The 15703-nt window shown below is 64.4% G+C and carries 14 protein-coding genes; 1 reads left to right on the top strand and 13 read right to left on the bottom strand.

Going from position 1 to position 15703, the window contains the following annotated elements; all coding sequences use genetic code 11:
- Positions 1-95 precede the first annotated feature (95 nt).
- Positions 96-509 carry a hypothetical protein gene (locus tag C7G41_RS19655; RefSeq protein WP_106944120.1) on the top strand — a complete coding sequence of 138 codons (414 nt, stop codon included), beginning with the start codon at positions 96-98 and terminating at the stop codon, positions 507-509.
- Positions 510-1438: 929 nt separating this feature from the next.
- On the opposite strand, the gene C7G41_RS19670 is transcribed toward C7G41_RS19655, so the two are convergent.
- From C7G41_RS19670 to rpoZ, 13 genes are all read right to left on the bottom strand, one after another.
- Positions 1439-2983: a GMC family oxidoreductase gene (locus C7G41_RS19670; RefSeq protein ID WP_106944122.1), complete on the bottom strand. Its 1545-nt coding sequence runs from the start codon at positions 2981-2983 to the stop codon at positions 1439-1441.
- Positions 2984-2987: 4 nt separating this feature from the next.
- A complete protein-coding gene (locus C7G41_RS19675; protein ID WP_106944123.1) occupies positions 2988-4538 on the bottom strand; it encodes an ABC transporter substrate-binding protein in 1551 nt (516 codons plus the stop codon).
- Positions 4539-4719: 181 nt separating this feature from the next.
- Positions 4720-6978 (bottom strand): DNA topoisomerase IV subunit A, encoded by a 2259-nt coding sequence (parC, locus tag C7G41_RS19680; RefSeq protein WP_106944124.1) that lies wholly within the window; start codon positions 6976-6978, stop codon positions 4720-4722.
- 61 nt (positions 6979-7039) lie between these two features.
- Positions 7040-7324 carry a hypothetical protein gene (locus C7G41_RS19685; RefSeq protein WP_106944125.1) on the bottom strand — a complete coding sequence of 95 codons (285 nt, stop codon included), beginning with the start codon at positions 7322-7324 and terminating at the stop codon, positions 7040-7042.
- 100 nt (positions 7325-7424) lie between these two features.
- Positions 7425-8177, bottom strand: a complete 753-nt coding sequence (gene recO / locus C7G41_RS19690; protein WP_106944126.1) for a DNA repair protein RecO — start codon at positions 8175-8177, stop codon at positions 7425-7427.
- A 114-nt stretch (positions 8178-8291) separates the two neighbouring features.
- Positions 8292-8672 (bottom strand): hypothetical protein, encoded by a 381-nt coding sequence (locus C7G41_RS19695; protein ID WP_106944127.1) that lies wholly within the window; start codon positions 8670-8672, stop codon positions 8292-8294.
- A 21-nt stretch (positions 8673-8693) separates the two neighbouring features.
- Entirely contained in the window at positions 8694-9620 is a 927-nt protein-coding gene (gene era / locus C7G41_RS19700; RefSeq protein ID WP_007611165.1) for a GTPase Era, read from the bottom strand.
- The gene (rnc, locus tag C7G41_RS19705) at positions 9610-10476 is read right to left on the bottom strand and encodes a ribonuclease III (protein WP_106944128.1); all 867 of its coding nucleotides are present in this window, start codon (positions 10474-10476) and stop codon (positions 9610-9612) included. Before rnc ends, era begins: the two co-directional genes overlap by 11 nt.
- Positions 10473-11237 (bottom strand): signal peptidase I, encoded by a 765-nt coding sequence (lepB, locus tag C7G41_RS19710; protein WP_106944129.1) that lies wholly within the window; start codon positions 11235-11237, stop codon positions 10473-10475. The genes rnc and lepB overlap by 4 nt, the downstream gene beginning before the upstream one ends.
- Positions 11238-11485: 248 nt before the next feature.
- Positions 11486-11905, bottom strand: a complete 420-nt coding sequence (gene acpS / locus C7G41_RS19715; RefSeq protein ID WP_106944130.1) for a holo-ACP synthase — start codon at positions 11903-11905, stop codon at positions 11486-11488.
- Complete coding sequence (locus C7G41_RS19720) at positions 11902-12654, bottom strand: pyridoxine 5'-phosphate synthase (protein WP_106944131.1); 753 nt, start codon at positions 12652-12654, stop codon at positions 11902-11904. The genes acpS and C7G41_RS19720 overlap by 4 nt, the downstream gene beginning before the upstream one ends.
- Before the next feature lie 45 nt (positions 12655-12699).
- Positions 12700-14985 carry a bifunctional (p)ppGpp synthetase/guanosine-3',5'-bis(diphosphate) 3'-pyrophosphohydrolase gene (locus C7G41_RS19725; RefSeq protein WP_106944132.1) on the bottom strand — a complete coding sequence of 762 codons (2286 nt, stop codon included), beginning with the start codon at positions 14983-14985 and terminating at the stop codon, positions 12700-12702.
- 209 nt (positions 14986-15194) lie between these two features.
- Positions 15195-15587 (bottom strand): DNA-directed RNA polymerase subunit omega, encoded by a 393-nt coding sequence (rpoZ, locus tag C7G41_RS19730; RefSeq protein ID WP_007603391.1) that lies wholly within the window; start codon positions 15585-15587, stop codon positions 15195-15197.
- Positions 15588-15703: the final 116 nt, after the last annotated feature.

Genomic DNA, 15703 nt, shown 5'->3' on the forward strand with positions numbered 1-15703 from the left:
GTCATGGCTGCGGGGGCACTACAAGTGCCATTCCCGAACGGCTAAACAGGGAGCGTCAGCCCGCATTCTGCGGCGCTGGAAACGCGGGAAGTCCCATGAACCCTATCGAAATCACCCTGCAAGCCTTAGACGTCGCCGAGCGCGCGATTCCACCCGGCCAGCCGGTTTATATGCTCAATCTGCTTTGCTACCGCGTGCATGCGCGTTACGAAGACGGATTCGACGCCGCGCCTTGCTCGGGCCGCGAAGCCTTTCATGAACGCTATAGGCCGGCATTCCGGCGTCTCGCGGCCGGTAAGCCGCTCGTGCGGATGTTTTCCGGGCCGGTCCTAACGAGCCTCGTCGGCTCGCCAGGCGAACGCTGGGACGAAGCGGCGATCAATGAATACGGCGATTTCGCCACCTTCCGCTCGATCGTCGACACCGAGACTTACCGGCGCGAAGCCGCCCCGCATCGGCACGCGGCGCTCGAGAATTTCCGGCTTTTCGCGCTAGCCAAGGCGATGTGAACGCATTGAGGCAACGGCCTCAGCATTTGCCTTAACGGAGCTTATCTGGAATTTGTCCTTGAGCACCTCCCCGTGCCCGTCGGGCAAAACAGCCGCGACCACTTCCGCCTCACCGCCTGTCAAGCTCCACATCACAAAAGATTCCACTTTACCGAAATTCGGATTTGACGTACAAGCGACACACCCTGGCCCGTCACAAGGGGCGGATCGCGATCGTCACGAACCGCGGGCTGGGCAGCGATGGACGCGACGGCGTCGGGCATAACAGGCATTGCAGGGCGGCTTCGGCTGTGAGCAATCGCCTTCGTGCCTACGACACGGCGCCGACAGCGTCTTCGCATGGCTTCGGGCACGAGCACACGCCAGCACTCGAAGCGACATGCGAGGACGTGCGCGGACGAACAAGTCGTGTGGTCCTGACGCCCGGGGTCTGTGCGTCAAGTCCTGCGGTGATGTGGCGGCCCGACCGGGCACACGCATCAGTCATCCGCATGGCGACGGGGGCAATAGTGCATCGCTCCCCGGGGAGAGCACGAAGGACACGTTAAAACCATCGCGCAGGGAAGGCCGGGCGATCCGGCGCACCTGTGGTCCACCCCGTGTGCATTTCTATCGCGCACGGACCTGCGGGTGCCAGCCGGCGCCCGGCCTTCCCTGCGCCCTTTCCTTGAAGGTGGCGCGAAACGGACAGGAAACCTCGGGCACAACATGCCGCGAGACGGCGATGGCGTGTCTGCTGTTTGAAATGTCAATTGGAGAGCGATGGCCTCGCCGCTGGCTCCGTCATTGCGAGCGGAGCGAAGCAAGCCAGACTATCTCCGCGGAAAGATTCTGGATTGCTTCGCGCCGCTCGCAATGACGGTGAAGAAGAAGGGCCGCGGCGTACTGGATGCCCCGCCTTCGCGGGGTATGACACCGTCGTTGTCGCTCTACCGCATCATCATCCGCGCAATCGCTTCCCCGATCACCACCGTCGTGAAGTGGGTGTTGGCTCGGCAATCCGACGGCATGATCGAGGCGTCCGCGACGCGCAGGCCCGCGATGCCCTTCACCGTACCATCCGGATTGACCACGCCGTCGGCGTCATTGAAGCCGGTCATCCGGCAGCTGCCGGCGGCGTGCTGGATATCGCCGGTCTCGCGCCGCAACACCGCGTCGAGTTCGTGATCGGGCAAGGCGGCAGCCTGGGGCAAGCTCAAATCCGTGTCGGCGAGCCTGATCCAGTCGGCGATGCCTGACAGCGCCGGCTGCGCCGTGATCACGGCCAGCCGCCTCACCGCATCCATCATGCGCAGCATGTCGCGGGGATCGGCCAGCATGTTCTCCTCGACAACAGGATCGATCGCAGGGTCGGTCGAGGCCAGCTTGAGCGTGCCTCGTGAATACGCATTGAACAGCCCGGCGCCGATCGCCCCTGATGCGCCGATGCCGCGATGGTTGAAGGCGATCAAGATCATGTCGCGCTTGCCGCCGCCGGCGAGGCCCGACGAATAGGTCACGCAGCAATTGGTATGACGCGTATCCGGATCGGTCGGCCGCAGATTTTCGTGGAGCTGGACCGTGGCGCGAAACAGCGGATGGTCGAAGAAGTGCCGGCCGACCGGCAGGTCCCTCTCAACCGCAATCCCCGTCGTCTTCAGCTCATCGGCAGGTCCGATGCCCGAGCGCAGCAGGATCGCCGGGCTGTGGATGGCGCCGGCGCACAGCACGATCTGGCGCGCGCTGATCTCCTGGGTGCCCTGCCCTTGGATGTGAACGCGAAGGCCGGTCGCCCGGCCGTCGCTGATCAGCACGCGATCGACCAGCGCGTGCCCGCGAATTTCCAGATTGGCGCGACCGCGCGCGGGCTCCAGATAACCCTCGTTGGTGGTGATGCGGCGGTTGTCGCGGCTGTTGATGGGATAGCAGGCGACGCCCTCGCCGTCAGGACCATTGACGTCGGCGCACCAGGGATAGCCACTCGCCAGCGCCGCATCGCGCAAGCCGCGATCGATCGGGCCCCATTTTTCCGGCGGCGCCCGATAGACCGGCAGCGGTCCGCCGCGGCCATGGCCTGCGGCGTCGCCAAATTCCAGATCATCCTCGATCACAGAGAACAACGGCATCACGTCCTTGGCGGACCAACCGGTGCAGCCATTGGCGGCCCATTCGTCGAACGCATCGGCGACGCCGCGGATGGCGATCTGGCCGTTCATCATCGAGGAGCCGCCGAGCCCCTTGCCGCGCCAGTAGAAGCGCGGCTCCTGGCCGGCCACACGGCGCGTCAGAAGATCCGGCCATTGCCATTTCTCCTGGTACTCCCGCTTGTGGATGATCGGGATGGGATTCGGCGTCTTCACTTCCCAAGGCGCCTCGTCGGCGCGCCAATCGAGGCCCGCCTCGAGCAGCAGGACGCGCCGTGCGGGATCTTCCGAGAGCCGCGCCGCAACAGCGGCGCCGGCTGAGCCGCCGCCGACAACAATGACATCGTACATCGCGCTACTTCTCAACGTTCCAGAAAACCGGGATGGCGGACGGTATCAGACCGCGCAAAGTGGCGCGAGAGGCGGCGGGCTGGGCGAACTGGCCCCACGGTATCGCGGGCGCCTGATCGTACATGACGGTCTGGATCTCGCTTGCGATCTTCTTGCGATCCTCCTCGGCGGGCGCCTTGGCAAAGGCCTCCATCAGCGGCGTGATGCGCGCATCGCATTGCCAGCCGGTGAAATCGGCGCAGTTGAAGGCGACCATGACGTTGGTCAAGGGCGAGCCGAGGTCAAAACCGCCGGCGTGGACGCCATAGACGCTCCAGCCCTCCTTCTTGGCGCGGCGCGCCAGCACGCTCGCCCAGTCCATCACTTGCAGATCGACGTTGAAGCCGGCCTGCTTCAGCCGCTCGGCCAGCACCTGCGCCGAGACGCGCGGGGCTTCGAGATCGTTGGCTTCCATGACGACGACCGGCTCGCCGGCATATTTGGTCGCCTTCAGCGCAGCCTTCGCCGCCTCGATCGACGGTTTTGCTGCGGCTTCAATGCCGGCCTTGCTGTCATAGGTGGTGCCGCATGTGAAGTACGTCGCGCAAGGTGTGGCATATTTGGCGTCGAGCCCGAGCGCATCCAGCACTTCGCGCTGATCGACCAGCTTCCACAGCACGCGCCTGATCGCGGGATCGTCGAACGGCTTCGATGCGGCGTTGAGGCGATAGGCGCCCGCGAACATGTTGCCGCCGGTGAAATTGACGAGTTTGACCCGTGAATTCTTCTCCATGGTCGGCAGCAGATCGAACGGCGCGTATTGCATGAAATCGACTTCGCCGGCTTGCAGCGCCGAGGCTGCGGTCGCGCCATCCGGAATGGCACGGATCTCGAGCGTGTCCAGGTTGACGCGCTTGCCACCGGCGAGGAAATCGGCGGGCTCGGGGCGCGGCACATAGTCGGCGAACTTCTTCAGGACCATGCGGTCGCCGGTGCGGTGATCGGCCTTGCTGTAGACGAACGGGCCGGAGCCGACGATCTCGGTGATGCGCTGGTCGCCGGGCGTTTTCGCGATGCGCTCAGGCATCATGAAGGCGACCGGACTGACGGGATTGCCGAGCGCGTCGATGACGAGACCGGACGGCTCCTTCAGCGTCAGCACGAATGTTTTTGCGTCCGTCGGCTCGAGCGACGCCGTGATCGCGAAGATGCGGCGACCGAGCGCACTGCGGGTGCCCCAGCGGCGCAGCGAGGCCACGCAATCGGCCGCGGTGACCGGCTGGCCGTCATGCCATTTCAGGCCGTCGCGCAGCGTGAAACTGTAGGTCAGGCCATCGGCCGAGACCTTCCAGTCCTGCACCATCTGCGGCTTGATCTCGCCTTTGGAATCCTTCGCAAACAGCGTGTCGAACACCATGTAGCCAAACGTGCGCGAAATATAGGCCGTGGAGAAATGCGGATCGAGCGTGACGATCTCCGCCTCAAGCACCGCAACGAGATTGCCCGCCGCGTGCGCCGGCGGCGCGGTCAGCGCCAAGGCGAACAGCGCCGGAATGAAAGCCTTCAGTTTGGACATTGGTGCCTTTTGCCTGTTGACGAGCTGTTTGCTGTCGCCAGGAAAAGGCAATGTTCGTGCCCATTCGAGCAAGGCACTCATGCGCTCACGGCTATCTGCCGCGCGTTTGCGCGCCATACCCTCGCTGTCATCGCCCGGCTTGACCGGGGCATGACAGCTGTCGTGCGGCGACGGCCCAGCCCTACCCGATCGCCTTGCCGAACTTGTTCGACTTCGGGAATCCCTTCGGTGGCAGACGACCGGCGTCGGCGCGGGTGCCCTTCCACTCGGCGAGCTCTTTCATCGTCGCGGAGAATTCGCGTCCCGCGGAGTCTTTCCAGGTCAGGCCCGTCTTGGCGTCGAACACGGCAATGTCGGAGAGGCCGCCGTCCTTGTACTTCTGCAGACGCACGCCGCGGCCGCGGGCCATCTCCGGCACCTGGTCGAGCGGGAACACCAGCATCTTGCGGTTCTCGCCGATGACCGCGACGGTGTCGCCGAGCACTTCGGTGACCGTGCGCGCCTCGTTCGGCATGTCGACATTGAGGACCTGCTTGCCCTTCTTGGTGGTGCCGACGCAATCGTCCTCGTTGACGACAAAGCCCTGGCCCTCGTGGCTCGCGACCAGGAATTTGCGGCCGCCCTTGTTGACGAATAGCGTGACCGGCGCGGCCTCCGGCTCGAGATCGATGAACTGGCGGATCGGCTCGCCATGACCTCGGCCGCCCGGAAGTTTTGCGACATCGAGCGAGTAGAATTTTCCGTTGGTGGCAAACAGCAGCAGCTTCGAGGTCGTTTCCGCGAAGAACGCGAACCCGAGCTTGTCGTCCTGCTTGAAGGCAAGCCCCGAGAGATCCTCGACATGGCCCTTGAGGGTGCGGATCCAGCCCTTGTCGGAGACGACAACCGTCACAGGCTCGCGCTCGACCAGGGCCTCCTCGATCGCGGCGAGATCGTGCTCGGGCGCGTCCGCAAAGGTGGTGCGGCGCTTGCCGAGCGGGGTCTTCGGTCCGAACATGTCGCGGACCTTGCCAACCTGCTCGGCGACCTTCTTCCACTGCTCGGGTTCGGACGCCAGCAGTCCCTCGATGCCCTTCAGCTCCTTGCGAAGATCCTTGTCCTCGCTGCGGATCTCCATTTCCTCGAGCTTGCGCAGGCTTCGCAGCCGCATGTTGAGGATGGCTTCGGCCTGCACCTCGGTGAGCTTGAACGCCTTGATCAGCGCCGGCTTCGGCTCGTCCTCGTTGCGGATGATCCTGATCACCTCGTCGATGTTCAGATACGCAATCAGCAAGCCGCCGAGAATCTCCAGCCGGCGCTCGATCTCGGCCTTGCGATGGTTGGTGCGACGGATCAACACGTCGCGCAGATGGTCGAGCCATTCGCGCAGGCATTCCGCGAGTCCCACCACCTTGGGGACGCGGCCCTTGATCAGCACGTTCAGGTTCAGCGGAATCTTGTTCTCGAGCTCGGTCAGCCGGAACAGCGATTCCATCATCAGCGCGGGATCGACGTTCTTCGACTTCGGCTCGATCACGATGCGAACGTCTTCGGCCGACTCGTCCCTGATGTCGCCGACCAGCGGCAGCTTCTTCTGGTCGAGAAGCTCGGCGATCTTCTCGATCAGCCGCGACTTCTGCACCAGAAAGGGTATCTCGGTGACGACGACGACCCAGGTGCCGCGCGCGCCCTCCTCCTGCTCCCATCGGGAGCGGACACGAAACGAGCCGCGGCCGGTGCTGTAGGCTTCAGCGATCGCCTGCTTGGAATCGACGCAGATGCCGCCGGTCGGGAAATCCGGCCCCTTGACCCATTTCAGCAAGGCCTTGGATTTCGCGTCGGGCTTCTCGATCAGATGCAGCGCGGCCTCGCAGAGTTCGGCGGCGTTGTGCGGCGGGATCGAGGTCGCCATGCCGACCGCGATGCCTTGGGCACCGTTGGCGAGCAGGTTCGGGAAGCCGCCGGGTAGCACGATCGGCTCTTTCGACTGGCCATCGTAATTGGGGCGGAATTCGACCCCGTCCTCGTCGATGCCGTCGAGCAGAAGCCGCGCGACGTCGGTCATGCGCGCTTCGGTGTAGCGGTAGGCGGCGGGATTATCGCCGTCGATATTGCCGAAATTGCCCTGGCCGTCGACCAGCGGATAGCGCGAGGAGAAATCCTGGGCGAGACGCACCATGGCGTCGTAGATCGCCTGGTCGCCGTGCGGATGGAACGAGCCCATCACGTCGCCGACGATTTTGGCGGACTTCTTGAACGCCGTGCCCGGGTCGAGCCGGAGCAAGCGCATGCCATAGAGGATGCGCCGGTGCACCGGCTTCAGGCCGTCGCGCGCATCCGGCAGCGCGCGGTGCATGATCGTGGAGAGCGCATAGGCGAGATAGCGCTCTTCCAGCGCCTCACGCAGCGGCACCTCGTGAATTTCGGCCGGTTCCTCCGGCGGAATCAATCGTTTTCCCATGCCGCCCGGTTAAACCGTGGAAGCGAATCGGGCAAGGATGGATTGGTTCCCTGTGGGCGGCCTACTGGCCGGCCCAGCCTGCGGTAAATGTCTGGGTGGGTGGCGCGTTTTTGGCCTGCGTAGTGGCCGGGGCATTGGTCACGCACCGCCGCGCCGTCTCGATCTCGGCCTCCGTCGCGCCCTTGGACCTCGCCCATGCCTCTGCGGCTGCAGCGGAATATTTGGCCACATAGAATCTGACAACGGTGCAGGAGGCACGGCGAAAGACGCCCGGCTGTTCGCCCGCGAGGGCGTCCGGCGCCAGCGCGATCAGCGCTGCCGATATCACAAGTCCCTTGATCAGCATCAGGCTATCCCCGGATTGGAACCCCGAGGGCAAGTCCAGGAAACCCGGTTTTGTTCCAATGTTGACCGGCCCATTGGGGCAAGGCAGAGCCGCGTCAGGCTCATGGCGCGGGAATCGCAGCCTTTGCCTGCTGTCGCGTCAGCGCGTTGATGAAGCCCGCCCGCGCGTCGGAATGGCCCTGCCCGCGCGGCTCCAGCACGTGGCGCAGCAGGAACAGGCCGGTCAGTCGAAAGCCGTCCTGGAGATCCTCGTCGGTGAGGTCGCCCTGCACCTCGCCCTGGCGCAGGAACGGCGGCAGCCGCAACAGGCGGTCGCGCCACGGCTCACCCGCCCCGCGCGACACCGCCCCGCCGGATTTCGGCGAGACGTAGATCAGGTCGGTGGTTTCTCCGGTCACGGCGCAGTTTTCCAGCGCCAGCCCGAAGCCGAGCTCGGTGAGCATCGCCAGCTCGAAATGGATCACGTGTACGGCGGCGCTGCCGATGTCGTCGAAATCGTCCAGCGCATGTTCGAGCAGCGCCAGGAGGTTTTCGTGCGGATCGCGCTCCGGCAGCAACCGTGCGATCGAAGCGAGATGGGTGATGCCGTAGACGCCGTGGGATGATCCCAGCAGCGTCGCCGCACGCAGCTTGAGGCCCTCGATGGCGTAGGTGCCGAGATGCTCGTCGAGCCGCGCCCGCCACACCACGCTGAGGCTGTTGCCGGGTTGCAGCAACGGCCGCATCCGAGAGCCGGCGCCGCCGCGGACGAGACCGAGATGGCGGCCGTGCGCGCGGGTCAGCAGCTCGACGATGGCGCTGCTCTCGCCATGCCGCCGCACCCCCAGCACGATGCCTTCGTCGGTCCATTCCATGGGTGAAGTCTAGCGGATTCCGGTCTTCAATCGTAGGGCGGATTGGCCGAAGGCCTTATCCGCCAATCGCGCCTGGATGGTGAATTGCGCGCCGCCAATCCACCCGACACGGCCTCACGCGTTGAACCAGCCCTGCGCATCGCCGCGAAACGAGAAATACAATCCCATCCCCGTCAGCACGCAGGAGACGATCTCGATGGCGCTGTCGAGTTCCATGCCCTTCTCGCCGATGATCTGGCCGAGCGAGATCACCGACAGCACGAGCGCTGCCGCCAGCACCCAGCGCGGCCAGTTCTTGCGCCCGCGCGCGGCCAGCCTGACGAAATAGACCAGCAGCAGGATCATGCCGCCGGCGAGCAGCGTCGACGTCATGATCATCTGCTCGGTCGTCTCGGCATTGGGCGTGCGGTCCTGCACCGCCACCGACACGGCATCCAGCATCAACGATGCATAGAGCAACGCTTCGAAGCGCCGTACGTTGCTGGGTACGCTCATCGCTGACCGATCTTTTCTTGGTTATTCTTTGGGAAATTCCAGGCCCATCTCGCGGTAGCGATCGGGATCGTCGCTCCAGTTCTCGCGCACCTTGACGAACAGGAACAGATGCACCGGCACGCCCAGGATCTCGCCGATCTCCTTGCGCGAGTCCGCTCCGATCGACTTGATGGTGGCGCCGCCCGCGCCGAGCACGATCTTGCGCTGGCTCTCGCGCTCGACGAAGATCGTCTGCTCGATGCGCACCGACTTGTCCTTGCGCTCCTCCCACTTGTCGGTCTCGACCGTGGACTGGTAGGGCAATTCCTGGTGCAGCTTGCGAAAGATCTTCTCGCGCGTGATCTCGGCCGCAAGCTGCCGCATCGGCGCGTCCGACATCTGGTCTTCGGGATAGAGGAACGGCCCCGGCGGCACGATCTCGGCCAGTGTATGCCTGAGGTCGTCGACGCCGTCGCCGGAGATCGCCGCAATCATGAAGGTCTTTGCGAAGGCCATGCGCTCGTTGGCGGCCTGCGCCAGCGCCAGCAGCTTCTCGCGCTGGACCAGGTCGACCTTGTTGATGACCAAAATCTTCTCGTGCTTGACGCTGGCGACCTTGGTGAGGATCGCCTCGGCTTCCTCGTCGATGCCGGCCTTGGCATCCAGCAGCACGCAGACGAGGTCGGCGTCATGCGCGCCGCTCCAGGCGGTCGAGACCATGGCGCGGTCGAGCCGGCGCTTGGGCAGGAAGATGCCGGGCGTATCGACCAGGATGATCTGTGCGTTGTTCTCGATCACGATGCCGCGGATCAGCGCGCGCGTGGTCTGCACCTTGCGCGAGACGATCGTGACCTTGGCCCCGACCAGCGCATTGACCAGCGTGGATTTGCCGACGTTGGGCGCGCCGATCAGCGCGACGAAGCCGCAGCGCGTAGCAGTGGGCGCCTCGCCGCTTGCTTCAACCGTCATTGCCGCCGCCAACGCCTTCACGTTCGATCATCACTGAAGCTGCCACCTTTTCTGCCGCGCGCTTGCTGCCGCCGATGCCTTCCGCCGGCGCTAGCCCCGGCAGGTCGACCGCGACGCGGAATTGCGGATCGTGATGCGGGCCGGTGCGCTCGACCTCGCGGTAAACAGGCGTCGGCAATCCCTTGCCTTGCGCCCATTCCTGGAGAACTGTCTTGGGATCGCGCAACGGACGCCGCGGCTTGTGCATGCGCTCGGTCCAGTTGCGCTTGACGAACTCGGCCGCCGCCGCGTAGCCGCCGTCGAGGAAGACGGCGCCGATCACGGCCTCGCAGATGTCGCCGAGCACGCTCTTGCGCAGGCGCGCGTCGGCGCTGGGGCCAACCGAGCCGAGCTTGATGTCGTCGAGCAGACCGAGCGACTTGGCGACATCGGCGCAGCTCTCCTTGCGCACAAGTTCGGCAAGTCGCTTGGACATCTCGCCTTCATCGGCGTTCGGGAAGGCGTGATAGAGCATGTCGGAGACGACGAGCCCGAGAACGTGGTCGCCGAGGAATTCCAGCCGCTGATAGCTGTCGCCGCGCTTGCGCCCGGACTTCAGCGCGGAGACATGCGTGATGCCTTGCATCAGGAGATTCGGATCGGCGAAGCTGTAGCCGATGCGTGCCTCGAGCCCCGCATTCGCATCCGAGCCCCTGGCCTTGCTGCTCCGCACCCGCTTCTTCTTTGCAGGCGTCTTGTTTTCAGGCGTCTTGATCTCAAGGTTCTTGTTCTCAAGGGTCTTGGTCGCAGCTTCGCCGTCGGGGCCCGCTTGCGCCTCGGTCGGCAGGGTCGCGATGTCCTTGGCTTCGTCTTTCATCGGACGATTTTGAAGAAGCGATTCCAGCGCACCGCCCACGGCCAGCGCCAGAACATCCAGGCATGTTCGCCTTCGGCGATCGAGAAGAAGATCATCTGGGCGCGCCCGATCAAATTCTCCTGCGGCACGTAGCCGACCTGACCAAGGAAGCGGCTGTCGGTCGAGTTGTCGCGGTTGTCGCCCATCATGAAGAAGTGGCCGGTCGGCACGGTGTAGACGTTGGTGTTGTCGACGTAGCCGTTATCGGCGCAGTCCAGCGTCTCGTAGGACACGCCGTTCGGCAGCGTTTCCTTCCAGCGCTTCACCCGGGAGACGCCGCTGCCTTCAGCGCCGCAGGGATCCTCGCCGACAAATTCGCTCATGCGCTGCCGCTCGACCGGCGTGTCGTTGATGTAGAGCAGCCCGTCCCGCATCTGGATGCGGTCGCCGGGAAGGCCGATCACACGCTTGATGTAGTCGGTGGAGTCATCCTTCGGCAGGCGGAATACGACGATGTCGCCGCGGCTCGGGTCCGAGCCCCAGATCCGCCCCGAGAACAGTGGCGGCGAGAACGGGATCGAGTAGTGGCTGTAGCCGTAGGAATATTTCGAGACGAACAGATAGTCGCCGACCAGCAGTGTCGCCTTCATCGAGCCGGATGGGATGTTGAACGGCTGGAACAGGAAGGTGCGGATCACCAGCGCGATCAGGAGAGCGTGGATCACGACCCGGATCGTTTCGCCGACGCCGCTCTCAGTTTTCGTTCCTGAAGTCACGCTCATTGCTCTCTCTATTCCGGCCGGCGGTCACAGAGCGCCCTCCTCGCGCGAGCAGCCCATCGCTCGCGGCCCAAGGAGATTGTCCTGATTCTGATAATGAGGGCCAATTCCGGCGTAAAGCCGAATTCGCCCAGCCTGATTTGCGTCCGCGGACTTTTAGACGGTTGTCGGAGGCCACGCAATCAAGGATCGCATCAAAACTGCATAAGCGTTTGATTTTGAATGCGAATTATAAAATGATCGGAGTACCGTCAGGGTTTGGCCAGCGGCACGGCGGAAATGATGACGAAGGCCTGCGCCAACGGCCAGTCATCGGTGATCGACAGGTCGATCTGGGCCGCGAACCCCTCCGGCGTCAGGGCCTGGAGCCGGGCCAGCGCCCCGCCCGTCAATTGCATGGTTGGCCGCCCTCCCGGCAGGTTGACCACCCCCATGTCGCGCCACCACACGCCGCGCCTGATGCCGGTGCCGAGCGCCTTGGAGCAGGCCTCCTTGGCGGCGAAGCGCTTGGCGTAGGTTGCCACCACCATCTTCTCGTTCTTGGCGCGCCGCTCCGCCTTGGCCCGCTCGGCCGTGGTGAAGATGCGGTCGAGGAAGCGCTCGCCATGGCGGTCGATCACCTTGCCGACACGGGTAATGTCGATCAGATCGGAGCCGATGCCGATGATCATGCCCGGCTCCGGCCGCGGTCCATCGCCGCGCGCATGCTGCGTACCGTCTCGGCGAGACCCACGAACAGGGCCTCGCCGATCATGTAGTAGCCGATGTTGAGCTCCATGATGTCCGGCAAGCCTGCGATCGTCTCCGCCGTCGCATAATCCAGCCCGTGTCCGGCGTGAACCTCCAGCCCCGCTTCCCTCGCCAGCTTCGCCCCCGCCACGATTCGCCGCCATTCGGCCTCGGCCTTGTCGGCGTGACCATCGACGACGGCGTCGCACCAGGCGCCGGTGTGGATCTCGATCACGGGGGCGCGCAGTTGCGCCGCCATCTCGATCTGGGCGGGATCGGCCGCGATGAACAGCGACACCCGGATGCCGGCATCGTTCAGTCGCGCGATATAGGGCGCCAGCGCATTGTGCTGGCCGACGACGTCGAGCCCGCCTTCGGTCGTCACCTCCTGGCGCCGCTCCGGCACGAGACACACCGCGTGCGGCCTGGTGGCGAGCGAAATGCGCATCATATCGTCGGTCGCCGCCATCTCGAAATTGAGCGGCTTGGAGATCTCGGCTTTCAGCCGCGCCATGTCCTCGTCGCGGATGTGCCGGCGATCCTCGCGCAAATGAGCGGTGATGCCGTCGGCACCGGCCTCGATCGCCAGCAGCGCCGCGCGCACCGGATCGGGATTGCGGCCGCCGCGCGCGTTACGCAGGGTCGCGACATGGTCGACATTGACGCCGAGGCGGAGCGGAGGTGCAGGCATTTCAGGACTCACGGAATCACAGGGATAGACCAAGACGGAAGGCGTCTATCCATTAACACGTTCGGCGCGGGCGACGACCGCCTTCGCGCGCAGCTGGGCCAGGATCGCGCTCAAATGCTTGAGATCGTAGACTTCGAGATCGATCGTCGTCTCCGTGAAGTCCGGTGAGCGGCGCTGCATGCTGATGTTGTCGATGTTGCCGTCGTGCTCGGCGATCACGGTCGCGATCTGCGCCAGCGCGCCGGGCTCGTTGACGTTCTCGACCTTGATACGGGCCGGGAAGCGCTGCGGCGCGGAGTCCTCGATGTCCCAGCGCACGTCGAGCCAGCGCTCCGGCTCTTCCTCGAAATCCTTCAGGGCCGGCGCCTGGATCGGGTAGATGGTGATGCCTTCGCCAGGCGTGACGATGCCGACGATGCGGTCACCGGGCACTGCGCCGCCATTCGGCGCGAACTTCACCGGCAGGTCGGAATTGATGCCGCGGATCGGAATCGCGACCGGGCTGCGCGGCGGTTCGGACGACTTCTCCTTGAGCTTGCCGGCGAGCCCTTTCTTGACCCCGTAACGCGCAATGCGCTCCTCCTTATAGTCGGGATACATCGCACGCGCGACGTGGGAGGCCTTGATCTCGCCGCGTCCCACGGCCGCCATGACGTCCTCTATCGAGGTCCGCGCGAGTCGCGGCAGCGCGCCCTTGAGCTTGTCGTCGGCGTATTCGATCTTGGCGCGCTCGAACAGACGCTCGACGATGCGCCGGCCGAGACCGACATATTGATCGCGCACCGCAGTCCTGGTGGCGCGGCGGATCGCGGCGCGAGCCTTGCCGGTGACCGCGAGCGTTTCCCAGGCCGACGGCGGCGCCGCTTGCGCTTCCGAGGTCAGCACCTCGACCTCGTCGCCGTTCTGAAGCTCCGACGACAGCGGCGCAAACTGGCCGTTGATCTTGCAGCCTACCGCGCTGTTGCCGACGTCGGTGTGTACGGCATAGGCGAAATCGATCACGTTGGCATGGCGCGGCAGCGCGATCAGCTTGCCCTTCGGGGTGAAGCAGAACACCTGGTCGTGGAACAGCTCGAGCTTGGTGTGCTCGAGGAATTCCTCGGGGTTGGCGCTCTCCGAGAGGATGCCGATGGTGTGGCGCAACCAGGCGAACGCATTGGACTCGCGCTTGAGGAATTCGGTCGGCGAGCCCGCGCCTTCCTTGTAGAACGCGTGCGCGGCGATGCCGCGCTCGGCGATCTGGTCCATCGCCTCGGTACGGATCTGCAGTTCGACGCGCTGGTTGCCGGGGCCGATCACGGTGGTGTGGATCGAGCGGTAGTCGTTCTGCTTCGGCGTCGAGATGTAGTCCTTGAACCGGCCGGGCACGACCGGCCAGTTCGTGTGGACGATGCCGAGCGCGCGATAGCAGGCCTCGATGTCGTTGACGACGACGCGGAAGCCGAAGATGTCGGACAATTGCTCGAAGCCGACCGACTTGCGCTCCATCTTGGTCCAGATTGAGAAGGGCTTCTTGCGGCGGCCATAGACCCGTGCGCCCAGGCCCCGGTGGCGCAGATTGTTGGAGAGCTGGTCCTCGATCTCACCGATCAGATTGCGGTTGCGCTCGGCCAGCGCATCGAGCCGCTGCATCACCACCGAATAGGCTTCCGGGTCCAGCGTCCGGAACGACAGGTCCTCCAGCTCCTCGCGCATTTCCTGCATGCCCATGCGCCCGGCCAGCGGCGCATAGATGTCAAGCGTCTCCTCGGCAATCCGCCGTCGCGATTCCGTCGGCACGAAGTCCAGCGTGCGCATGTTGTGCAGGCGATCGGCGAGCTTCACCAGGAGCACACGGACGTCGTCGGCAATGGCCAGCAACAATTTGCGCAGATTTTCGGCCTGCTTGGCCTCCCGCGATACCAGCTCCAGCCGCTTCAGCTTGGTCAGGCCCTCGACCAGCGCGCCGATCTCGGGCCCGAAGATCTGGTCGATCTCGGCCCGCGTCGCTTCGGTGTCTTCGATCGTGTCGTGGAGCAGCGCGGCCACGATAGTGGCGTCGTCAAGCTTCAGGTCGGTGAGGATCGCCGCCACTTCGAGTGGATGAGAGAAGTATGGGTCGCCCGAGGCGCGGGTCTGCGAGCCGTGCGCCTTCATGGCGTAGACATAGGCCCGGTTCAGCAGGTCTTCGTCGGTGTTGGGATTGTAGGACCTGACGCGCTCGACAAGGTCATATTGACGCATCATGCGTGCGCGAGGCTTCGCCGGGCGCGCCACCGGCGCAGTCGGGGCCACGGCAACCGATTCGGTTGCGGCCTGCATCTGCGTTGGTGTGCGGCGTCGATATACCATGCCGTCCTGCCTTCAAACGGACCACGACACAGCCCGTTGCATACATCTTAGCTCCGATCGCGCGCGTGTCCGATCAATTCAGTGACAGGGACAGGCGCGAACCGAGCACACTATGGTAACCACGAAAACGCCAACAAAAGCAAAGGCCCGAACAACGGTTCGGGCCTTTGATAAGATCACAAAGAAGTCGATGAGCGCGATGGGACGATTTACTCGTCCTCCTCGGGCTGCTCCTCGGGCGGCGCGAGGCCTTCGAGACCCTTCAGGAGCTCTTCTTCCGTCATGCGCTCAACGGCGACTTCGGTATCGTCTGCATCCACGCTTGCACCGGCGGAACCGATCAGCGGTACGGTGTCCGGCTCGGGCTCGTCGACCTCGACGAACTTCTGCAGCGAGTGCACCAGCTCCTCGCGGAGGTCCTCCGGCGAGATGGTGGTCTCAGCAATTTCGCGCAAAGACACAACAGGGTTCTTGTCGTTATCGCGGTCAACCGTTAGTTGTGAACCAGACGAAATCATGCGGGCACGGTGGGCGGCCAGCAGGACCAGGTCAAACCGGTTGTCGACCTTGTCGATACAATCTTCTACGGTGACGCGAGCCATCGACTGTCGCTCCGTTGTGGGTGAGACGAAATATGTGGATGAATGCCGGTAGTTATAGGGGCCGGGAGGGTTTCGCAAGGCCAATTTGTGATTTGGCCTCGCCAAACGGCTCTGCT

Source organism: Bradyrhizobium sp. MOS002 (assembly GCF_003020115.1).
Lineage (GTDB): Bacteria > Pseudomonadota > Alphaproteobacteria > Rhizobiales > Xanthobacteraceae > Bradyrhizobium.

Excerpts from the sequence above, each read along its gene's own strand:
- acpS (WP_106944130.1), bottom strand. The coding sequence starts at position 11,905 with ATGATCATCGGCATCGGCTCCGATCTGATCGACATTACCCGTGTCGGC.
- C7G41_RS19695 (WP_106944127.1), bottom strand. The coding sequence starts at position 8,672 with ATGAGCGTACCCAGCAACGTACGGCGCTTCGAAGCGTTGCTCTATGCA.
- era (WP_007611165.1), bottom strand. The coding sequence starts at position 9,620 with ATGACGGTTGAAGCAAGCGGCGAGGCGCCCACTGCTACGCGCTGCGGC.
- C7G41_RS19670 (WP_106944122.1), bottom strand. The coding sequence starts at position 2,983 with ATGTACGATGTCATTGTTGTCGGCGGCGGCTCAGCCGGCGCCGCTGTT.
- parC (WP_106944124.1), bottom strand. The coding sequence starts at position 6,978 with ATGGGAAAACGATTGATTCCGCCGGAGGAACCGGCCGAAATTCACGAG.
- C7G41_RS19675 (WP_106944123.1), bottom strand. The coding sequence starts at position 4,538 with ATGTCCAAACTGAAGGCTTTCATTCCGGCGCTGTTCGCCTTGGCGCTG.
- C7G41_RS19685 (WP_106944125.1), bottom strand. The coding sequence starts at position 7,324 with ATGCTGATCAAGGGACTTGTGATATCGGCAGCGCTGATCGCGCTGGCG.
- C7G41_RS19725 (WP_106944132.1), bottom strand. The coding sequence starts at position 14,985 with ATGGTATATCGACGCCGCACACCAACGCAGATGCAGGCCGCAACCGAA.
- lepB (WP_106944129.1), bottom strand. The coding sequence starts at position 11,237 with ATGAGCGTGACTTCAGGAACGAAAACTGAGAGCGGCGTCGGCGAAACG.
- C7G41_RS19655 (WP_106944120.1), top strand. The coding sequence starts at position 96 with ATGAACCCTATCGAAATCACCCTGCAAGCCTTAGACGTCGCCGAGCGC.
- C7G41_RS19720 (WP_106944131.1), bottom strand. The coding sequence starts at position 12,654 with ATGCCTGCACCTCCGCTCCGCCTCGGCGTCAATGTCGACCATGTCGCG.
- recO (WP_106944126.1), bottom strand. The coding sequence starts at position 8,177 with ATGGAATGGACCGACGAAGGCATCGTGCTGGGGGTGCGGCGGCATGGC.
- rnc (WP_106944128.1), bottom strand. The coding sequence starts at position 10,476 with ATGAAAGACGAAGCCAAGGACATCGCGACCCTGCCGACCGAGGCGCAA.
- rpoZ (WP_007603391.1), bottom strand. The coding sequence starts at position 15,587 with ATGGCTCGCGTCACCGTAGAAGATTGTATCGACAAGGTCGACAACCGG.